General features: G+C 31.2%; 14 protein-coding genes. 1 reads left to right on the top strand and 13 read right to left on the bottom strand.

Annotated elements, in window-relative coordinates; translation table 11 throughout:
* Nucleotide 1: 1 nt before the first annotated feature.
* Complete coding sequence (locus BV55_RS0108455) at nucleotides 2-1,153, bottom strand: Ger(x)C family spore germination protein (protein WP_029452396.1); 1,152 nt, start codon at nucleotides 1,151-1,153, stop codon at nucleotides 2-4.
* A complete protein-coding gene (locus tag BV55_RS0108450) occupies nucleotides 1,153-2,697 on the bottom strand; it encodes a spore germination protein (RefSeq protein ID WP_029452395.1) in 1,545 nt (514 codons plus the stop codon). The genes BV55_RS0108455 and BV55_RS0108450 overlap by 1 nt, the downstream gene beginning before the upstream one ends.
* 168 nt (nucleotides 2,698-2,865) lie before the next feature.
* Here BV55_RS0108450 and BV55_RS0108445 point away from each other — a divergent pair, with 168 nt between their 5' ends.
* The gene (locus BV55_RS0108445) at nucleotides 2,866-3,768 is read left to right on the top strand and encodes a tetratricopeptide repeat protein (protein ID WP_029452394.1); all 903 of its coding nucleotides are present in this window, start codon (nucleotides 2,866-2,868) and stop codon (nucleotides 3,766-3,768) included.
* A 70-nt stretch (nucleotides 3,769-3,838) separates the two neighbouring features.
* Here BV55_RS0108445 and tkt read toward each other — a convergent pair whose 3' ends face one another.
* The 11 genes from tkt to BV55_RS0108390 form a co-directional block, all read right to left on the bottom strand.
* On the bottom strand, nucleotides 3,839-5,818 hold the full coding sequence (tkt, locus tag BV55_RS0108440) for a transketolase (protein WP_029452393.1): 1,980 nt from the start codon (nucleotides 5,816-5,818) through the stop codon (nucleotides 3,839-3,841).
* A gap of 140 nt (nucleotides 5,819-5,958) precedes the next feature.
* Nucleotides 5,959-6,783: a hypothetical protein gene (locus BV55_RS0108435; RefSeq protein ID WP_029452392.1), complete on the bottom strand. Its 825-nt coding sequence runs from the start codon at nucleotides 6,781-6,783 to the stop codon at nucleotides 5,959-5,961.
* 259 nt (nucleotides 6,784-7,042) lie between these two features.
* The gene (ord, locus tag BV55_RS0108430; protein ID WP_029452391.1) at nucleotides 7,043-8,089 is read right to left on the bottom strand and encodes a 2,4-diaminopentanoate dehydrogenase; all 1,047 of its coding nucleotides are present in this window, start codon (nucleotides 8,087-8,089) and stop codon (nucleotides 7,043-7,045) included.
* A gap of 74 nt (nucleotides 8,090-8,163) precedes the next feature.
* Nucleotides 8,164-9,255: an ornithine racemase Orr gene (gene orr, locus BV55_RS0108425; protein WP_029452390.1), complete on the bottom strand. Its 1,092-nt coding sequence runs from the start codon at nucleotides 9,253-9,255 to the stop codon at nucleotides 8,164-8,166.
* A 74-nt stretch (nucleotides 9,256-9,329) separates the two neighbouring features.
* Nucleotides 9,330-10,697 carry a GlmL-related ornithine degradation protein gene (locus BV55_RS0108420; protein WP_029452389.1) on the bottom strand — a complete coding sequence of 456 codons (1,368 nt, stop codon included), beginning with the start codon at nucleotides 10,695-10,697 and terminating at the stop codon, nucleotides 9,330-9,332.
* A 26-nt stretch (nucleotides 10,698-10,723) separates the two neighbouring features.
* Entirely contained in the window at nucleotides 10,724-12,928 is a 2,205-nt protein-coding gene (oraE, locus tag BV55_RS0108415; RefSeq protein ID WP_029452388.1) for a D-ornithine 4,5-aminomutase subunit OraE, read from the bottom strand.
* The gene (locus tag BV55_RS0108410) at nucleotides 12,928-13,293 is read right to left on the bottom strand and encodes an ornithine aminomutase subunit alpha (protein ID WP_029452387.1); all 366 of its coding nucleotides are present in this window, start codon (nucleotides 13,291-13,293) and stop codon (nucleotides 12,928-12,930) included. The genes oraE and BV55_RS0108410 overlap by 1 nt, the downstream gene beginning before the upstream one ends.
* Before the next feature lie 10 nt (nucleotides 13,294-13,303).
* Complete coding sequence (ortB, locus tag BV55_RS0108405; RefSeq protein ID WP_029452386.1) at nucleotides 13,304-14,716, bottom strand: 2-amino-4-oxopentanoate thiolase subunit OrtB; 1,413 nt, start codon at nucleotides 14,714-14,716, stop codon at nucleotides 13,304-13,306.
* A gap of 91 nt (nucleotides 14,717-14,807) precedes the next feature.
* Entirely contained in the window at nucleotides 14,808-15,095 is a 288-nt protein-coding gene (gene ortA / locus BV55_RS0108400; protein ID WP_029452385.1) for a 2-amino-4-oxopentanoate thiolase subunit OrtA, read from the bottom strand.
* A 282-nt stretch (nucleotides 15,096-15,377) separates the two neighbouring features.
* Entirely contained in the window at nucleotides 15,378-16,763 is a 1,386-nt protein-coding gene (locus BV55_RS0108395; RefSeq protein ID WP_029452384.1) for a sigma-54 interaction domain-containing protein, read from the bottom strand.
* A 78-nt stretch (nucleotides 16,764-16,841) separates the two neighbouring features.
* A complete protein-coding gene (locus BV55_RS0108390; protein WP_029452383.1) occupies nucleotides 16,842-17,699 on the bottom strand; it encodes a DegV family protein in 858 nt (285 codons plus the stop codon).
* Nucleotides 17,700-17,781: the final 82 nt, after the last annotated feature.

Raw genomic sequence — 17,781 nt, 5'->3', positions numbered from 1 at the left:
ATCAATCGCCCACTTCTATATTTTTATTAGTTACTCCATTATATTTAATCTCTAGATTTATATCTAAATTAACCTCTATATTTTCAAATATATCTAGCCAATTATACTCCATTTTTTTCCACACATTAGGGTTTCTCTTCTTTAATATATCTCCAAATCCTATTGCATCACTTTTATATTCTTTTTGAAGTTTTTCTATTACTTTATAGCAACTAATCTTTATTTGTTTTTCTGATTGTTTTTTTAACTTATCTCTTTCATCTTTTAAAATATAATCAACTCCACTTGACGCTAATTCAGATAAAGCTGTATCGATATTTATAGTCATATCTATAACAACTTTATTATCTTTTATTTTAGTATTTATACTTCTATCAATATTCATAATTTCTAAACTTATATTATTACCTTTTTCCAATTCAATAGGTAATACAAACCTTACATTATCTTCTTTTAAAATTTGTAAAAACATAGTTTCAAATTCATTTAGTGTACCTACCATTTTTTCACCTTTAAATATAGCGGTTCCAGAAACCTCAAATTTTGATTCAGTATTATTATTATCTACATTAACCATAGGCGCTATAGCAGAAGACCCTCTATCTGAGATGTCACTTATAATTTTAAATATCTCTACCTTCATATACTTACCTATTTTATTTGAATTTGCAATGGATGCTGCTAATTCATAGGATATAATTTCATTTCCTTCTTTTCCTTTACGTAGTATATCTGACGCAGTATCACTTTCAGAAATTAAAATCCACATATCGTTTCTTAATTCTACATCTCTATCTATTAAATCAATAACTGGGACTATCCCTTCTTCTGCAATGTCTTTACTTACGATAAATACCTTTGCATGAGAACCTTGAAGCATATTTCCTGTCTTTTTAATGGCATCTCTAAGTGCTCCATGTATTGTTTTGCCCCTACTTTCAATAATATTAGAGTTTATTGCCTTTGAATTTGTAGATGCTTCTAATACCTCTAAAGTTAATATGTAATCATTGGTGTATTTATCCTTATCTACTGCAATACCAGCTAAATATTTTAAATTAACCATTTCTTCATAGTCCCAACAACCCAGAAAGGTTACCGCAAAAGATATTAATATAAATAATATAAAGGATTTTTTTAAATATCTTTTCATTATCTATACCTTCTTTTAATATAATCTTTACTTCTTACTTCATCTTTAGCAATAAATTTTGTTCTATACTTTAAAATCCACCATGGTGCCCTTATACTAGAATCTCTTATATTATATTTATCTAAATCTATAAGTTTCATCATATAAGGTATACCAAAACTTTTTAGGGACATTAAATGTATAACTAATCCCATAAGTGTGAAAACAACTCCATACAAACCTAATATTGATCCTAATATTAAAAATATTAATCTTGAAACAATTATACCTGCATTCATTTCATATAAGATAAGTCCACATATACCTGCAATAGCTGTTACAATTACTATAGGTGCACTTACAAATTTAGCATTAACAGCAGCATCACCAAGTACCAGTGCCCCTACAATACTTACTGTGCCTCCTATATGCTTTGGAAGTCTTAACCCTGCTTCTCTTATTATTTCAAATATAATAATCATTAATAATGTCTCTACAACTGTAGGTAATGGAACTCCCTGTTTTGATACATATATGCTTAAAGCAAGCTTAGTTGGAATAAGTTCTTTATGAAATGCAACAAAGGCAATATAAACTCCTGGAGTACTTATAGTAAGTATAAATGCTATTAATCTTAAAATTCTATTTATAGATGCATAAATAAAACTATCATAATAATCCTCATTTATTTGAAAGTTTTCAATGAATAAAAATGGTAAAGTTAATACTGTAGGTGACCCATCACATAATATAATAATTCTACCTTGTAATAATTTAGATGCCGCTACATCTGGTCTTTCAGTATTTCCTATAGTCTTGAAAGGTGATAAAGGTCTATCATTTATAAATTCTTGTAGTGTCCCACTAGAAAAAAAACCTTCTATATCTATTTTATCTAGCCTAAGTTTTAATTCTTTTAATATCTTAGGGTTTACTATACCCTCAACATATCCTATACATACTCTTGTACTCGTTCTAACTCCTATTTCTTGAATCTCAAATTTTAAATTTGAAGAGTTAATCCTTCTTCTTATTAAAGACATATTGATATTTAAAGACTCATTGAAACCTTCTCTTGGTCCCTTCACTACAGTTTCTGATTGTGGTTCTGATATGCTTCTAGTCTCCCATGATTTTGTATTAAGAATTATACCTTCATCAAAATCTTCTATAAGCAATAAGGTATCTCCATAAAGTAATAATTTTAAAATCTTTTCTACTTTACTGGATTCACTTAAATCATCTATTATTAAAACTTCTTCTTTTATGTAATCTATCATGTCTTTAGATTCAAAATTAAAATTATCTTGCATTAATGGATAGATTATATTTTCATTTATAACTTCTCTATCAGTCATTCCATCTATAAATATTAAGCAAAATTTCAAGGCAGTGTTCTTATTTTTAAACTCTCTATAAATCACTGTATCATCAGACTTAAGTATATTATTTTTAAATAATTCTATATTTTCCTTAAGTGATTTCGTTAAGGCATATTTACTAATATCATCTTTTAATGCTTTACCATCCTTATTATTATCTATGTCACTTGAAGAACCTTCCATAAACTCACCACCCACAATATAAATTTTCACTTAATCATATTCTGTGCAAATACAGTAAATTTATTCATATAATATTGTTATGGTATTCAAAACTTATTGTTAACATGGTATTATTACAATATAAATTAAAAACTATACTACTAAAAATAATATTTAACGGAGGATAGTATGAAAACAAAATTAACTAGAATGCTCCCAGACCTAGTCTTTGCTATAATAATATTTTCATCTATATATATGGGATATCCCCTTGTAGGTAAAATACTATTAGCTGTGTACTTTTTATATTTAATATATAAAAGTCTACCTGCTATATATGCAACAGCAGGAGGTAATGCTTATAAAAAAGGTGATAAAGAAAAGGCTCTAACTTATTTTAAAAAGGCTGCAAACTCTAAAAATGCAAAGGCTAACTTTATATCATCCTATGGCTACTTATTACTTCGAGATGGGAAAATTACAGAATCAGAACCTTACTTAGAAAAAGCTGTAGAACTTGATGATAAGTTACCTCAAATTAAATATAGTTCTCTTCTTAATCTTAGTCTTTTAAGATGGAAGCAAGGAAGAATTCCTGAAGCTATAAAAATAGCAGAAGATTTAAAGCCTAATTACCTAAATTCCGTTGTATACGAGGTCCTTGGATATTACTATATTTCTAATGGAAATTATAAAAAGGCTAAGACTTTTAATGAAGAGGCTTTATTATACGATGAAGACGATGATGTAATAAAGGATAATATGGCTCAAACTCACTACTTCCTTTCTGAATATGAGGAAGCTGAAAAGATCTATTCAAAAATAGTTCCTGATGTAGCTTTTCCTGAGGCTTATTATTATTATGCCCTTATAAAAATAGAAATGGGTGAAATAGATGAGGCTAAGAAGCTATTAGAAGTTGCTTTAACTAAAAAGGTTTCATTTATGTCTAATATAAATGAAGAATTAATCAAAAATAAATTACATGAATTAAATAACTTAAGTGATTTAAAGAGTATAGATGAACAAGAAAACCTAGACCCTTCAAATAGCTTAGATAATTCACATACACAAGCCCACTTAGAAAACTAACTGAACTTAAAAGGACTATATTGAAATAATCAATATAGTCCTTTTAATTAAACCTTTTGTTATAAAAATATTATTTTTTTAATTCTAAAGCCTTCTTAACTACGTTATCAACTGTAAATCCAAAGGTTTCGAATAAAACTTCTGCTTTTCCTGATGCTCCAAAATGATCTATTGATATTACATCTCCATCAAGTCCAACATATTTATGCCAACCAAAGGAAGTTGCAGCTTCTACTGCAATTCTTGATCTTACGCTTCTAGGAAGTACAGACTCTTTGTATTCACTGCTTTGTGCTTCAAATAATTCAAATGAAGGCACACTTACAACCCTAGCATCAACATTACTTTTCTTTAATTCTTCTGCTGCTTTATAAATAAGTTCTACTTCAGATCCTGAGGCCATTAATATCATATCTGGAACCTCTTTTACTGAATCCTTAAGGATATATGCTCCCTTTAATGCTTCTTTACCTGTGTTATCATAAAGAGGTAGCTTTTGTCTTGTAAGTACAAGGGATACAGGACCATCTTCCTTAGTTAAGGATAAATACCATCCTGCAGCTGTCTCTTTAGAGTCTGCTGGTCTAAATACAGTCATATTAGGCATACTTCTTAAAGCAGCTAAATGTTCTATAGGCTCATGTGTAGGACCGTCTTCACCAACTCCTATACTATCATGTGTAAGTACATAAGTTATTGGAAGTCCCATAATAGCTGAAAGTCTCATAGCACCTTTCATATAATCACTAAACACAAAGAATGTAGATACAAAAACTCTAAGGCCTCCGTGTAAGTATATACCATTTCCTATAGCAGCCATAGCATGCTCTCTTACTCCAAAGTGTAAGTTTGCGCCACTTCTGTCCTCTGCTGAGAAATCTCCTCTATCTTTCATATAAGTCTTATTTGAAGGAGCAAGGTCTGCTGATCCTCCAATAAGATTTGGAATAAGTTTAGTTAACCTATTAATAAGTATTCCTGAAGATTCTCTTGTTGCCATAGGCTTATCAAAGTTCCAAAAACCTTTATCATTTAATATGTCTGTAGATAACTTTCCATTAAACCAAGTATCCCATTCTTTTGCAAGTTCAGGATAAGCATTCTTGTATGATTCAAATAAACCATTCCAAGCTTTCTCTTTAGCTGCAGCATCTTTGTTAAAGCTCTCCATGTTCTCTTTAACTTCTTCTGGTACAGTAAATGATTCATGCTTCCAACCAAAACCTTCTTTCATTGCTTTTATATTATCTTCACCTAAAGGTTCTCCATGAGCTGATGCCTTTCCTTGCTTAGCAGCACATCCAAAACCTATTATATTTTTAACTATTATTATACTTGGTTTATTTTTCTCTTTTTTAGCTTTTTCTATAGCTTTGCTTATTTCTTCAACGTTATTACCATCTGCCACATTTATTACTTGCCATCCATAAGCATCGTATCTTTTAGCTACATCTTCTCTAAACGCGATATCGGTATCACCTTCTATGGATATATTGTTAGAATCATATAACATAATAAGCTTACCAAGCTCTAAAGTTCCTGCAAGGGATGATGCTTCACTTGAAATACCTTCCATTAAGCAGCCATCTCCAGCTATAGTATAGGTGTAGTGATCTACAACATTAAACCCTTCCTTATTAAACTTTTCTGCAAGATAAGCTTCTGAAATAGCCATACCTACAGCATTACATATTCCTTGACCTAAAGGTCCTGTAGTTGTTTCAACTCCATCTATATGCTTGTATTCTGGATGTCCTGCAGTCTTACTTCCATACTGTCTAAAATTCTTTATATCCTCCATGCTTACATCATATCCAAAAATATTAAGTAGTGAATAAATAAGCATTGATCCATGACCTGCTGAAAGCACAAATCTATCCCTATCAATCCAGTTTGAATTTTTAGGGTTATGTTTTAAATGTTTAGCCCACAATGTATAAGCCATTGGAGCGCAACCAAGTGGTAATCCTGGATGACCAGAATTTGCTTTTTGTATAGCCTCTGCTGAAATAACTCTTATTGTGTCAATAGTTAATTTATCGATATTCATCTAATAAATCATCCTTTCTTATTTTAATATTATCTTTGTTTAACTTATCCATGAATAGTGTTTTTTAATTTTAATTGAATTTAATATGATACAGTTTAATATTATATCAAAAGTAAAATCTCATCTCCTAGTTTACCACACTAGCTTTTTTTAGAAAATAGTAAATAACATAAAAAACTTATTACTAAACTAAATAAGGAAAACATTAGCGCTATCATTAAAAATACACTTAAATAAACATTATATCTAATCAATTGTAATTTATATTGTGTAATATTTACACTAAAATATACAAGAACTATATTCACTATAAATATAAATGCAAATAGAACTAAAAACCCATCCTTACCGTTTTCTATATCTGCTTTACTTAATGCCATATGAGATGATACACATATTGCAACTACTATAAATATCCAAAAGCTAAGGTGCTGAAGATTGTTAACACTAAAAACACTTTTTAAAAGTCCTCCTGATAAATTTAATAGTGATAATATTAAACCTTTATCTATTTTGTCACTGTTTATGCCATAGATAACATATCTTTTTAATATGCTAAAAGATTCCGGCATAAAATAATATAATGCTAATATTAACACTGAAGTACCACTAAATATAGGTCCTAAAGCTATAAACAAGTTCCCTATCCTTTGGTATAAACTATTTTTATTGTAACTATGCTTAACATATCCTAGTACACCATTTTTATCTTTAAAATTCAAAAGTTTTATATCCATGATTTTATGATTAAATATTATACACATTATAGCATGACCTATTTCATGGATAGGAGTACCAATAAAAGCTGTAATAAATATGCCCTTTCTACCTAAGGATCTTTGCATAAATGTATTTGCAGCCTTCTCAAAAAAGCCTAGAATAAGTCCTACAACAAGAATTAGCCCAGTAAAATATCCCATTTGCATTATGGTCATCTTAAGCACTTTTAGTAATGATTCTGTCATTGTGTCACCTCAATTAAATTATATCATATATACTTAACTATAAAAGTCAATAAAAAGTACACTTACTAAAACACTATAAAAGCTTAAAGTAAGTGTACTTTTTTATATGGAAAAATGTCACAATAAAAAATTCAAGTTGTATCTCATATTTTATTTTTAATCTTTTATCCGATGGCTACCATCCGTAACACCCCTATCCTTTTTAAGGTGGGGGATGACGGCTGCTACGCCCCTGGATCTGGATAAGCTCTTCTAAGACTCACTTGATAAGATCTCTTACATCTCCAATAATTGCTCTTGGAATTGGAAGGTCTAACATGGTTTTAAGGCCTGACTCTGAGTTTATTACTAAAGGAATCATATTTACACATATGGCAACTGTTGCAATTCCTCCTGGTATTTCTGGTTTTATTTGAAGGTTTAATTTTGGAACTCCATTAACCTCTATATAATCTCCTGTTTCAACATTTTCAAGTTCAGGTTTTATTTGTTGAGGATGATCCATTGTAATAAATAACTTTTCTCCTAAATCTGCATAGCCTAGTTGTCTACATCCTACCACATCTCCTTTTTCAACAGAAACAATATCTGTAGATCGTGGAACTTTTGTAAGAATAGGCTCTTTTTCCTGCCTAACGTTATTAAATTTAACACCAAAAGCTTCTTCAATCATTCCAAAGGATTGTAGGAATCCAACATGACCAGCTACAGTGTTATCTTTAGCTCCTTTTATAAACTCTTCTTCTTTAAGTCCTATGCCTTGTTCTACCATAACAGCCTTTCCAAAACAGGCTAAGTCATTAATTCTAGTTACATTAATATTATCTACTGATTCAGAAACTCCTGTAAGCATTATAACCATTAAATCCATTATAAATCCAGGATTTACACCAGTTCCAAGTATAGATACATTGTTTTCCTTAGCTATTTTGTCCATTTCCTCTGAAAGTTCTTTATCTAAAGCTTTTGGATAGGACATTTCTTCAGCAGTTGTTACTACATCCATGCCCGCCTGTGCTGCCATTTTTATTAAAGGAAATACTACCTTTGTAAAAGAAGCTGTAGCTATTATACATACTTTTGCAAAACCTTTTTTTATTACGTCATTTGCATCATTTGTAACTATGCAACAATTATCTTCATTTTCTTCTATACCTAAAACCTCATAAAGCTTCTTCCCTACTTTACTAGGATCCATATCAATAGCTCCTACAATTTGAAATCCTTTTTTATTTAATATCATATTAGCAATGCCACTTCCCATAGATCCAAGTCCAAAAACAACAACTTTTATCTTATCTTTCATAATATATCTCTCCCTTAAAATCATAGTAATTAATAATTTTATTAATAATTGCTTTTTAAATATTATTGCATCTTTTAAATATAATTATAAACCTCTTCATCCTTATAAGACTTTTCTATATATGGTGATGTCATAGCTGATAATAAGGTTCCATAGCTTAATTTAAATTCTACTATATCACCCACCTTTAAGTCTTCCTTACTATCAGTTACATCTAATATTAAATGATCACTACTAGCTCCAAATATGCTTATATTTTCATCTACTGGGGTTAAACCTTCTATTCTTACATCTTGTTTTCCAAGTGCCACGATGGCTCTCTTCCTTATTCCTTTATCTTCAAATTGTGGTTTCTCTCCAAAAGAATTTAATCCTATATTGCCCTTTGGAACTGAAGGCTTATACTTAAGTTCAATTATTTCACTTTTAAGTATAAAGGCATCTTTATAACAATTAGGTATTAATTCGCCATAGGCTGTCTCCACTCCAAGCACTATTGATTCACCAATCCTAAGATTATTAACCTCTCTTGGAATTGTGTCATTTATAACCATGTATAAGCTACTCGAATTTCCACCTGATATAATAGATAAATCTAAATTAAAAATGTTTTTTATATCATGTTTTAGGCTTATAAGTTTACCTAAGTTCCCTGTATCTGGAATTAGTCCTCCATAACAGGTTACATTAGTTCCAAGTCCAACTAAATTTATATTATCTAATGTTATTATTTGTCTTACTGTGTCTATTGCATCTTCTACTAGTACGCCTTCTCTTAAATCACCAATGTCTACCATAAGTAAAATATCATGTACCTTGTTTAATTCTACCGCAGCCATTGATAACTTTTTTATTGTATCAATCTCTGAGTTAAGACTCATATCGCTATATTTAACAACTTCATAACATTCACTTACCATTGGAATTCTAAGCAAGGTCTTTTTACAATTTAAATCTTCCATCTTTTTTAAATTTAATATTCTAGAGTCTGCAAGTTCATTAACTCCACCTTCAAGTATAGCCTCTACAATAGGTCTATAGGCACAGAACACCTTAGTTACAGCTGTAACTTTTATATCCTTTTTATCACATATAGATACAATTTCTTTAACATTATGAATTAACTTTGATAAATCAGCTTCTAAACAAGGATAAACTTTTCCCATAACACTACTCCCTTTTTATTTATTTTTATCAAATCAAGTTAAATCAGAAATTATTTTAAAATCTTATAAGTCATTTATCTATTTGATATATCCTCATCTATGCCTAAACTTTGGACTAATAGTGCTATAGCTGCCTCTTTATTTTCTTTACTTAAAACTCCAGCACAAGCCATAATATAATCTCTATCTAAAAGCACCTTAGCACCTTTTCTTGGGAGCATTGTTACCTCGTCTTTTAGGTAACGTATAGCTTTTAGTAACTCTTCTCCACCCTGTATCCTAGTTAATGCTCCTCCTGTTCCTACTATATATTTAACCTTTGATAAATCTTTCCCATAAGCTATAAATCCACTTTCCCCTCCATACTTTCTCTTTATCACACCAGCATGTCTATTTATAGCTATATCCATAGCTTTTTTTGTTAACATGATACTTGCATTTATATCCTCTTTTTCTATAGGTATTGCCTTTATATGTTCCTTCATATATTCTTTAGTTAAACCACCTAAATCTCTTATATCCATTAAATCTATTACATTTTTATTATTTATAAATATTCCGATATCTCCCTCTACAGTTCTCTTAGCCTTTGGCTCAGGATTTATAAGCATATCTAAAACCACACTACTCCCTTCAGTAACTGAGTGAACATCAGTAGTTGCTCCCCCTACATCAAAAACTAAAATATCTCCTATAATATCATATAAAATCTTTGTGCTTTCCATTACAGCTCCTGGTGTTGGCATTATGCTGCCCTTTACCATTTCTTTTATCCTACTCATTCCAGGTGCCTTTATTATATTTTTTTCAAAGGCTTGTTGAATCACTTTTCTTGCAGGCTCCACATTAAGTTCATCTATACTTGGGTAAACATTATCAATTATATAAAGCTCTTCATGCTTTAATATTTCTTTTATCTCTTCCCTATTTTCTATATTTCCACAGTACACTATGGGTTTATTAAAGTTTTCTTTACCTATAAGTTCAGCATTATAAAGTGCTGTTTCTCTTTCACCATAGTCTGTACCACCTGCAATTATTATCATATTGGGATCTATATCTCTTATAGCTTTTAGATCACTTTTTCTCATCTTACCTGAGGTAACCATTTTAATTATTCCTCCAGCACCTAGAGCTGCTTCTCTTGCCGCCTTAACTGTCATCTGTTCCATAAGTCCATGTACAGTTATTTTAAGTCCTCCAGCTGCACTGCTTGTAGCTATAATTTTATTCCATGTTAATGTATCTTTTATTTCTCTTTCAATATGCTTTATTGCATCTTTAAGACCAATGGTAACATCTCCATCTAAAACTGTAGTACAACTTTCTCCTTGAAATGGAATCTCTACATAGACCTTACCTTCATTATCCCTTTTTACATTTAAAGCTGTAACTAAAGTAGTGGTGCTACCTATTTCAGCAACTATATAATCAACCTTCAAAATAACACCTCCATTTTAAGTAAACTTTATTCATCTTTATCTACATCTTCACCCATTAACTTTTTAATTATAAAAGATGCTACATCCGTTCCATTTGATCCTCTTCCAAATCCAACATCCATGCCGTTAGCTCTTGCTATTTCATCTGTAACCTGAGTGCCCCCTGAAACAAGTATCAGCTTATCTCTTACACCCTTTTCAATACAAAGATCATTAAGTTTTTTCATATTTTTTATATGAACATCGTTATGAGTAATTATGGTGCTACACAATATGGCTTCAGCTTTCGATTCTATAGCTGCCTCTACTAATTTATCTATAGGGCAAGAAGTTCCAAGATAGATAGCTTCTACACCAAATCTTTCAACCCCACCATGTTTAATATCTATAACCTCTCTTAGCCCTACAGAATGTTCATCCTCTCCTACTGTAGCTGCTACAATCTTTACTGGATGCGTCTTAACATAATCTTTCATAACCCCATTTGAAAGTGTCTTTCTCCTTTTTGGAAGAATTAATTCATTACGCTTCACTGGTTCAAAATCACAGACTCCTTTAATTTCTACAAGTGTCCCCTCTGAGCTTTGAAGCACTTGTTTATGAAGAATCTCCACATCCTTTAGATTCATCCTTCTACCCATTTCAATAGCTGCTGCTTCACTTATTTGTTCATTTTCTGGAATACATAATGTTATTTTTACATATCCATCTTTAGACCATTGAACTTCTGGAACTACTGTACCATCCTCTTTAACTTTATCCATTCTCTCTTTAACATTATCCTTATCATCTAATTCATCTATATATTTAATCTTTGAATGGTTACATAAAGTACATTCCTCTATAGCATCACAGGGCTTTTTATATTGCTGTGGCACATTATTATATCCAAATTGTCCGCAAACCGGTGCAAAGTAATCCTTGTCTCTTTTTATTATGGTATTAACGGCATCTCCACCATCCATCTTCCTTGAAATACCATCACCATTTCTTTCTGGGTACTCACCTGAGTCTATAAAGAATCCAGAATCTACTGCCTTAAAATATCCACCACATTCAATTATTTCTTCAAGAAATAATATAGCTCTTTCTTGTATTTCTCTTACCTTTTCTGGTAAATATCCTGTTTCTTTAAGTTCTATCATTTCCATTAAACCATCCATACCTAAAAATGCTTGCTTAGCTGTATTTATTGCATGAATATTATTATAATGCCAAGGCACATTTCTTCCTTCATCAGGGGTTATTGTACTTTGAATATCCACTGATGTTAGCTCTGATATTAAAAGGTTTAAGGTATGTCCAACTGTTGCTTCTCTTTCACAGGATTCTATATATTTAGTATTCATTTGAGCTCTCATTTTATATTTTTTAAAGAACTGTCTAAGTGCTACCGCATAAGGTAGATCGTATCTCATACAAGGAGCTGGCGCAGAGGTTGGTGGCACTGTTGAAAGTGCTATATTTTCTGGTTTTATTCCAACCATTTCTGAAAACTTTGAGTTTATAGCGTGTTGAACCATCAGTTCTGGCATTACGTTATATCCCTTCATAGCTGTAGCATTGGCATTATGAGCTCCATCTATTTGAAGCATATCTACAGAAGCCATTATATGCTTTGCTGTTGCAGCATCTACAAAGGATCTAAACATATTTATATTTCTATAAAGCACATTGTATTGAGGGTCTTGATGAGCTCCGTTAACCCCTTCTTCTGCAAACATAACAGCTACATCAGGTCCAGCTACACCAGATACATAAGAGTGAAAGTTAATTTTTCTTCCCACTTCTTCTTCTATTAAATCTATAGCTTTTCTTGTAGCTCGAATTTCCTTTCTTGTAATAGGTACTCCCCCTATGCCTTCTGGACTTCCTTCTATCAATCCATCAAAATGGCTTTGTCCTGCAGTTCTTATAACCATTAAATGATCTGCACCATGCCAAGCAGCCATTCTCATTCTTCTTATATCATCTTCAAACCTACCTGAAGCAATTTCTGTTGTAATAACAGCCCTTGGTTGTGGATCTATACCTTCAAAACTTCTTGCAGCTGGAAGTGGATGACTTTTTTTCAAAGGAGCTGATATTTCTTTGTAATTAAACTCTCCAACCTTTCCATCCTCTACTTCTTCTCTCCAATGCCATCCTCTCCACTTTGGCTCATATTTATCTAAATCCTTTAAGATTTCTTCAATATTAAGCTTTTTATTTTCTTCTAACCTTTCTACCATTATCTCTCCCCTCCCTTCATCTCTTTTAAAACCATATCCCACCCTATGCCTTTAGATAGCTCTTCTCCTGCTTTAAGATAAGGAATATCACGAAGCCTTCCATAGGTTAAAACTACATTGCCTATTCCTTTTGACAGAAGATTCCACTTTGTACCATAGTCAATTATAGGTTTTGCTTCAATACTTGAAAATCCCATCCTTAAAAGCACAGACCGTTCAATGGCTGGGGATGTATAATCATGTCCAAGTTCTACCATAGGTTTAACTATATCTTCTGTAAGACTCCAAAACCTTTCGTATAACTCATCATTATTTAAATCCTTTAAATGTTCTCTTCTTTGTTTGAAATCGTTTTCTCTTTTCATTCTAATCCTCCTAATCTATTTCAATGTAGTGGGATCTTAATATTTCTGATACTTCACTTTTTGACATCTTAGTTTCCTTAGATAAAAATTCTATATCAATTTCTCTTACCTGATCTTTTCCTAGCCTTTTGATCATATTTTTTATATAAGAATTTCTCATATTATCCATATCTACATCTTTAACCGATACTAAAAATGGACTGGAAGGTATAACTATACTTTCCCCTGGAACTTGCTCTTTTGGATCACCAAGAAAAACCTTAATTCCATTTTTCTTTGCAAAATTAAGTTGGGGGATTAAGTGTTTACCAGCTCCTGTATATTCAGTTTCTTGAACAATTATTATAGCGTCATCCTCATATTCTTGACTTATTGAAAAGGCAGCTGAAAGAGATGTGTTACCTGCAGGCCCTCTTTCAAGACCTTCAATTTGAGCGAGTATTTCAGTCATCCAAAATACTTCTCCTTGAGTTATAGTAACGTATCTATCTAGATATCTTAATGGTCTTGCAGCACTTCTTGGAACGTCTGACCTATCTGGATATGTGATAAATGGAATACCAAACCCTGTATGACCTGTGGTGAAGGATTTTTTATTGAAATCTATATCTGAAGCCATGTGAAGACCTGAAAGATCCACGGACGCCCCTATTATCTTAGTATTTAAGGCTCCTGCCTTAATAAGACCTCTTGCAGTACCTGTTACATTTCCGCCACCTGCATGAGTTGCTATAACAGCTTCTGGGTACTTACCAAACCTTTCATTACATTCTTTTGCTATTTCATCTCCTAAGGTTTCTATACCTGCTATCCCATAGGAAGAATATAATGATGCATTATAATATCCTGTATCTTCAAGTACTTTTAGATAGGCATAAAATAATTCTGGACCTACAGTAAGTCTAATAACTTCCGCTCCATAGCCTTCACACTTTCTGCCCTTTTCTAATATTTCAGGTTGTCCAACTTTTCTTGAGTCGTAACACTCATTAGCTATTATGCATTTAAGTCCCCTCATATTAGCTTGAGATGCCACCGCCGCTCCATAGTTTCCTGAAGTTGCAGCTCCTACACCCTTGTATCCTCTTTTCATTGCATCATATACAGATATTGATGCCCTTCTATCCTTAAAGCTCCCAGAAGGATTACAACTTTCATCTTTTACAAATATTCTAGCTGCCTTTCCAGTTTTAGAACACTTTCTAGCAAGTTTTGTTATATTTTTAAGTTCTAGTAAAGGTGTGTTTCCAACCCCAACTTCCCTTTGTATATCCCTAACTTCATTTAATGAATATCCTACATCTTCCATTAGGCCTTCATAATCAAAGGAAAGATTTCCAGTTTCATATTTTTCAAAATTAATTCCTACAGATTTAAGCATTATTTCATTTTTTCGTTCCATAAGCTCTTCATATTTATTCATCTGTATACTTATGCCCCCTTTAAAAATATTATTGACTTTCAAATTAAAATGAGACCACACTACATTTATTAATATGTTCACTCATTATATTTTATTTAATCATCTCTTTTGCTTGAATTCCTATGTTAGATATCTCACTTACATACTTACCAAAGGTGTGATAATATCCTGGCTCTACCTCTACAACTATCCCCTTAGCAATTCTTCCTATATTAGTTTTAACTTCTACATATTCACCTAGTACACAATCCTCCATGCAATTACCCCGTATCCAGCACTTAAGGGGAGTAACTTTAGTTTCAATTGGTATATTACTAGCCCTATCTTTAACTTCTAAAACCACTTCTTCAATTTCAACCCAGGTTCCCTTTTTTATCATATCTTTCACCTGCCATATTTTATATTTTAAGCTTTAAATACTTTATTAGTCCATTTAATTTACTATAGCAATTCTTGTACCAAGTAAAGACACCTGTATCTAGGCCATTTCCTAAATACAGGTGTCTTTACTTGCATATTTTTTTGCTATTACTTATTTATTACATTTCCTTTTTCTTAAGATTCTGTATATTTATCCTTGTATATCAGCTGCATTTTTTTTTGCACATAAAGCAAATTTTTCTGCATGTAGATTATACTTTAAGTTTTGACATAATATACTTTAATTAATATTATACTTTTTTATCTTATATTGAAGGGTTTGCCTTGAAATACCTAGTTTTTTTGCACTTTTACTTATGTTATTATCATTTTCAGATAACACCTTATTTATTATTTGTTTTTCAATATTAGATATGTGTTCTTCTAGATTAAACCTACCCTCTTCTTTAGATGTGGCGTGAGAAATATCATTATCAGTATCCTTTGAATCTTTGTTTATTATTCTATTATCGAAGTGCTTTTGTGTGAGAATTGAATTATATTCCGCCATATTTATAGCAGACTCTATTACATTTTTAAGCTCTCTTATGTTGCCTGGCCAATTGTATTTTAAGAGCTTGTTTATCATATCTTCATCTATTCCTCTTATATTCTTATTTAAAATCTTGTTATATTTTAAAATTAACTTTTCTATAAATATAGGTATATCCTCTTTTCTTTCTCTTAGAGGAGGTATATTTATCCTAATTACACTTAACCTATAATAAAAGTCTTTTCTAAGTTTTCCACTTTCTATAAGCTTTTCCGGTTCTTCATTTATTGTGGCTATTATTCTAACATCAATATCTATAGTCTTATTACTTCCAATAGGTCTTACCTTTTCCTCTTGAAGTACTCTTAAAAGTTTAGATTGAAGATATGGTTCTAAGGAGTTAACCTCGTCTAGCAATATAGTACCATGATTACCCTCTTCAAATAGCCCCTTTTTATTTTCAGCCCCCGTAAATCCACCTTTTTCTGTACCAAAAAGCATACCTTCAAGTAATGTTCCAGGTATAGCTGCACAATTTATAGCTATAAAAGGCTTGTTCTTTCTTAAACTACCATAATGAATACTCTGAGAAAACACTTCTTTACCTGCTCCAGTTTCTGCATATATTAGCACAGTGGAATTTGATTTACTAGATCTTTTAGCCTTTTCTATTGCATCTTTCATAGCCGCGTTATTTCCGTATATATCTTCAAAGCTATAGTGCTTTATATTGTTTTCTTCTAAGTTTTGTAGTCTATATATCTTTTCTGTAAGTTCTTCTAATTGAGTTGTATCTTTTGCTATTTCCATTACACAAATAGTTTTATTATCTACAATTACAGGTATTGTTGTATTTATAGTTGTGACCTTTTTCTTATGACCACTATCATAATGTTGTATCAAATCTACAATCTTTTCACCGTTTTTTAGTGCCCTCATTATGGTAGAGTCATGATCTTTTACCTCTTTTAAATATTCGTTTACCTTTTTTCCTAAAACCTTCCTTGGATCTATTCCTTCAACCTTGCTCATAACACTATTATAATATATAGTCCTTCCATCAGAGTCTACTATATGAATTCCTTCATCTAAATTTTCTAATAAACATTGTAATATATGTTCTGCGTTAGACAACTAAAATTCCTCCTCTTATACTATTAAATATTATGTGTGAAATTACTCCATATTATTTAATAGTAGTATTTTAAAGGTTTATTTCATATCCTTTTTAGTGTAATAAACTATACCCATAGCCCTAGGTCCTACATGCATTCCTATTACAGGTCCTATGTCACATATATCTATATCTATATTTATCTTTTCTTTTATTATATGAGCTAATTTAACTGCATCATCTTTGCAATTTATATGATGTACAACTACTTCTCCAATTTCATATTTGCTAATATCCTGAACCATCTTATCTACTAATGTTAATAGAGCCTTCTTTTTAGTTCTTATTTTAGTTAATACCTCGGTCTTACCATTTTTCACAGTTAAAACAGGTATTATCTTAAACATATTTCCTATAAGACTACTAGCCCCGCCAATTCGTCCACCTTTTCTTAAATACTCAAGATTATCAGGTATAAACAAAAATCTACTTCTTTTAATATTATCTTTTGCAATATTCTTAACTTCTTCTAATGATTTTCCCTCTTTCGCAGCTCTTGCAGCTACAATTACCGCAAATCCAAGTTGCATGGAGTTAGACTCAGAGTCTAATATATCTATCTTTGCATCCTTATACTCTTCTAAGATCATATCTTTAACCATATTAGCTGTAGAAAATGTTCCACTCATATGAGAAGATAAAAATATGCATAAAAGACTATTCCCTTTTTCCACGACCTTCTTCATTTGATCATACATATCATTAACACTAGGTTGTGAAGACGTTGGTATTCCTTTTTCCTGCATTATATTATAAAAGTCTTCATTTTTCATGTCGCTTTCTTTATAACTTTTATCCTCAAATATTATATTTAAGGATACCATATTTATACCTAATTTATTTAGAATACCTTTAGGTATATAACTTGTACTGTCGGTTAAAATTTCTACTTCCATTAATGTATCTCTCCTATTTATGAAATATTTATCCAAAAAACCTTGAATTAATATATCAATTCTAACATACTTTTTCTTTAAG

It is taken from the genome of Clostridium algidicarnis, from assembly GCF_000703125.1.
GTDB lineage: Bacteria > Bacillota > Clostridia > Clostridiales > Clostridiaceae > Clostridium_L > Clostridium_L algidicarnis.
Note: the sequence above shows the minus strand (reverse complement) of the source record. Positions and strands in the feature narration are given on the sequence as shown.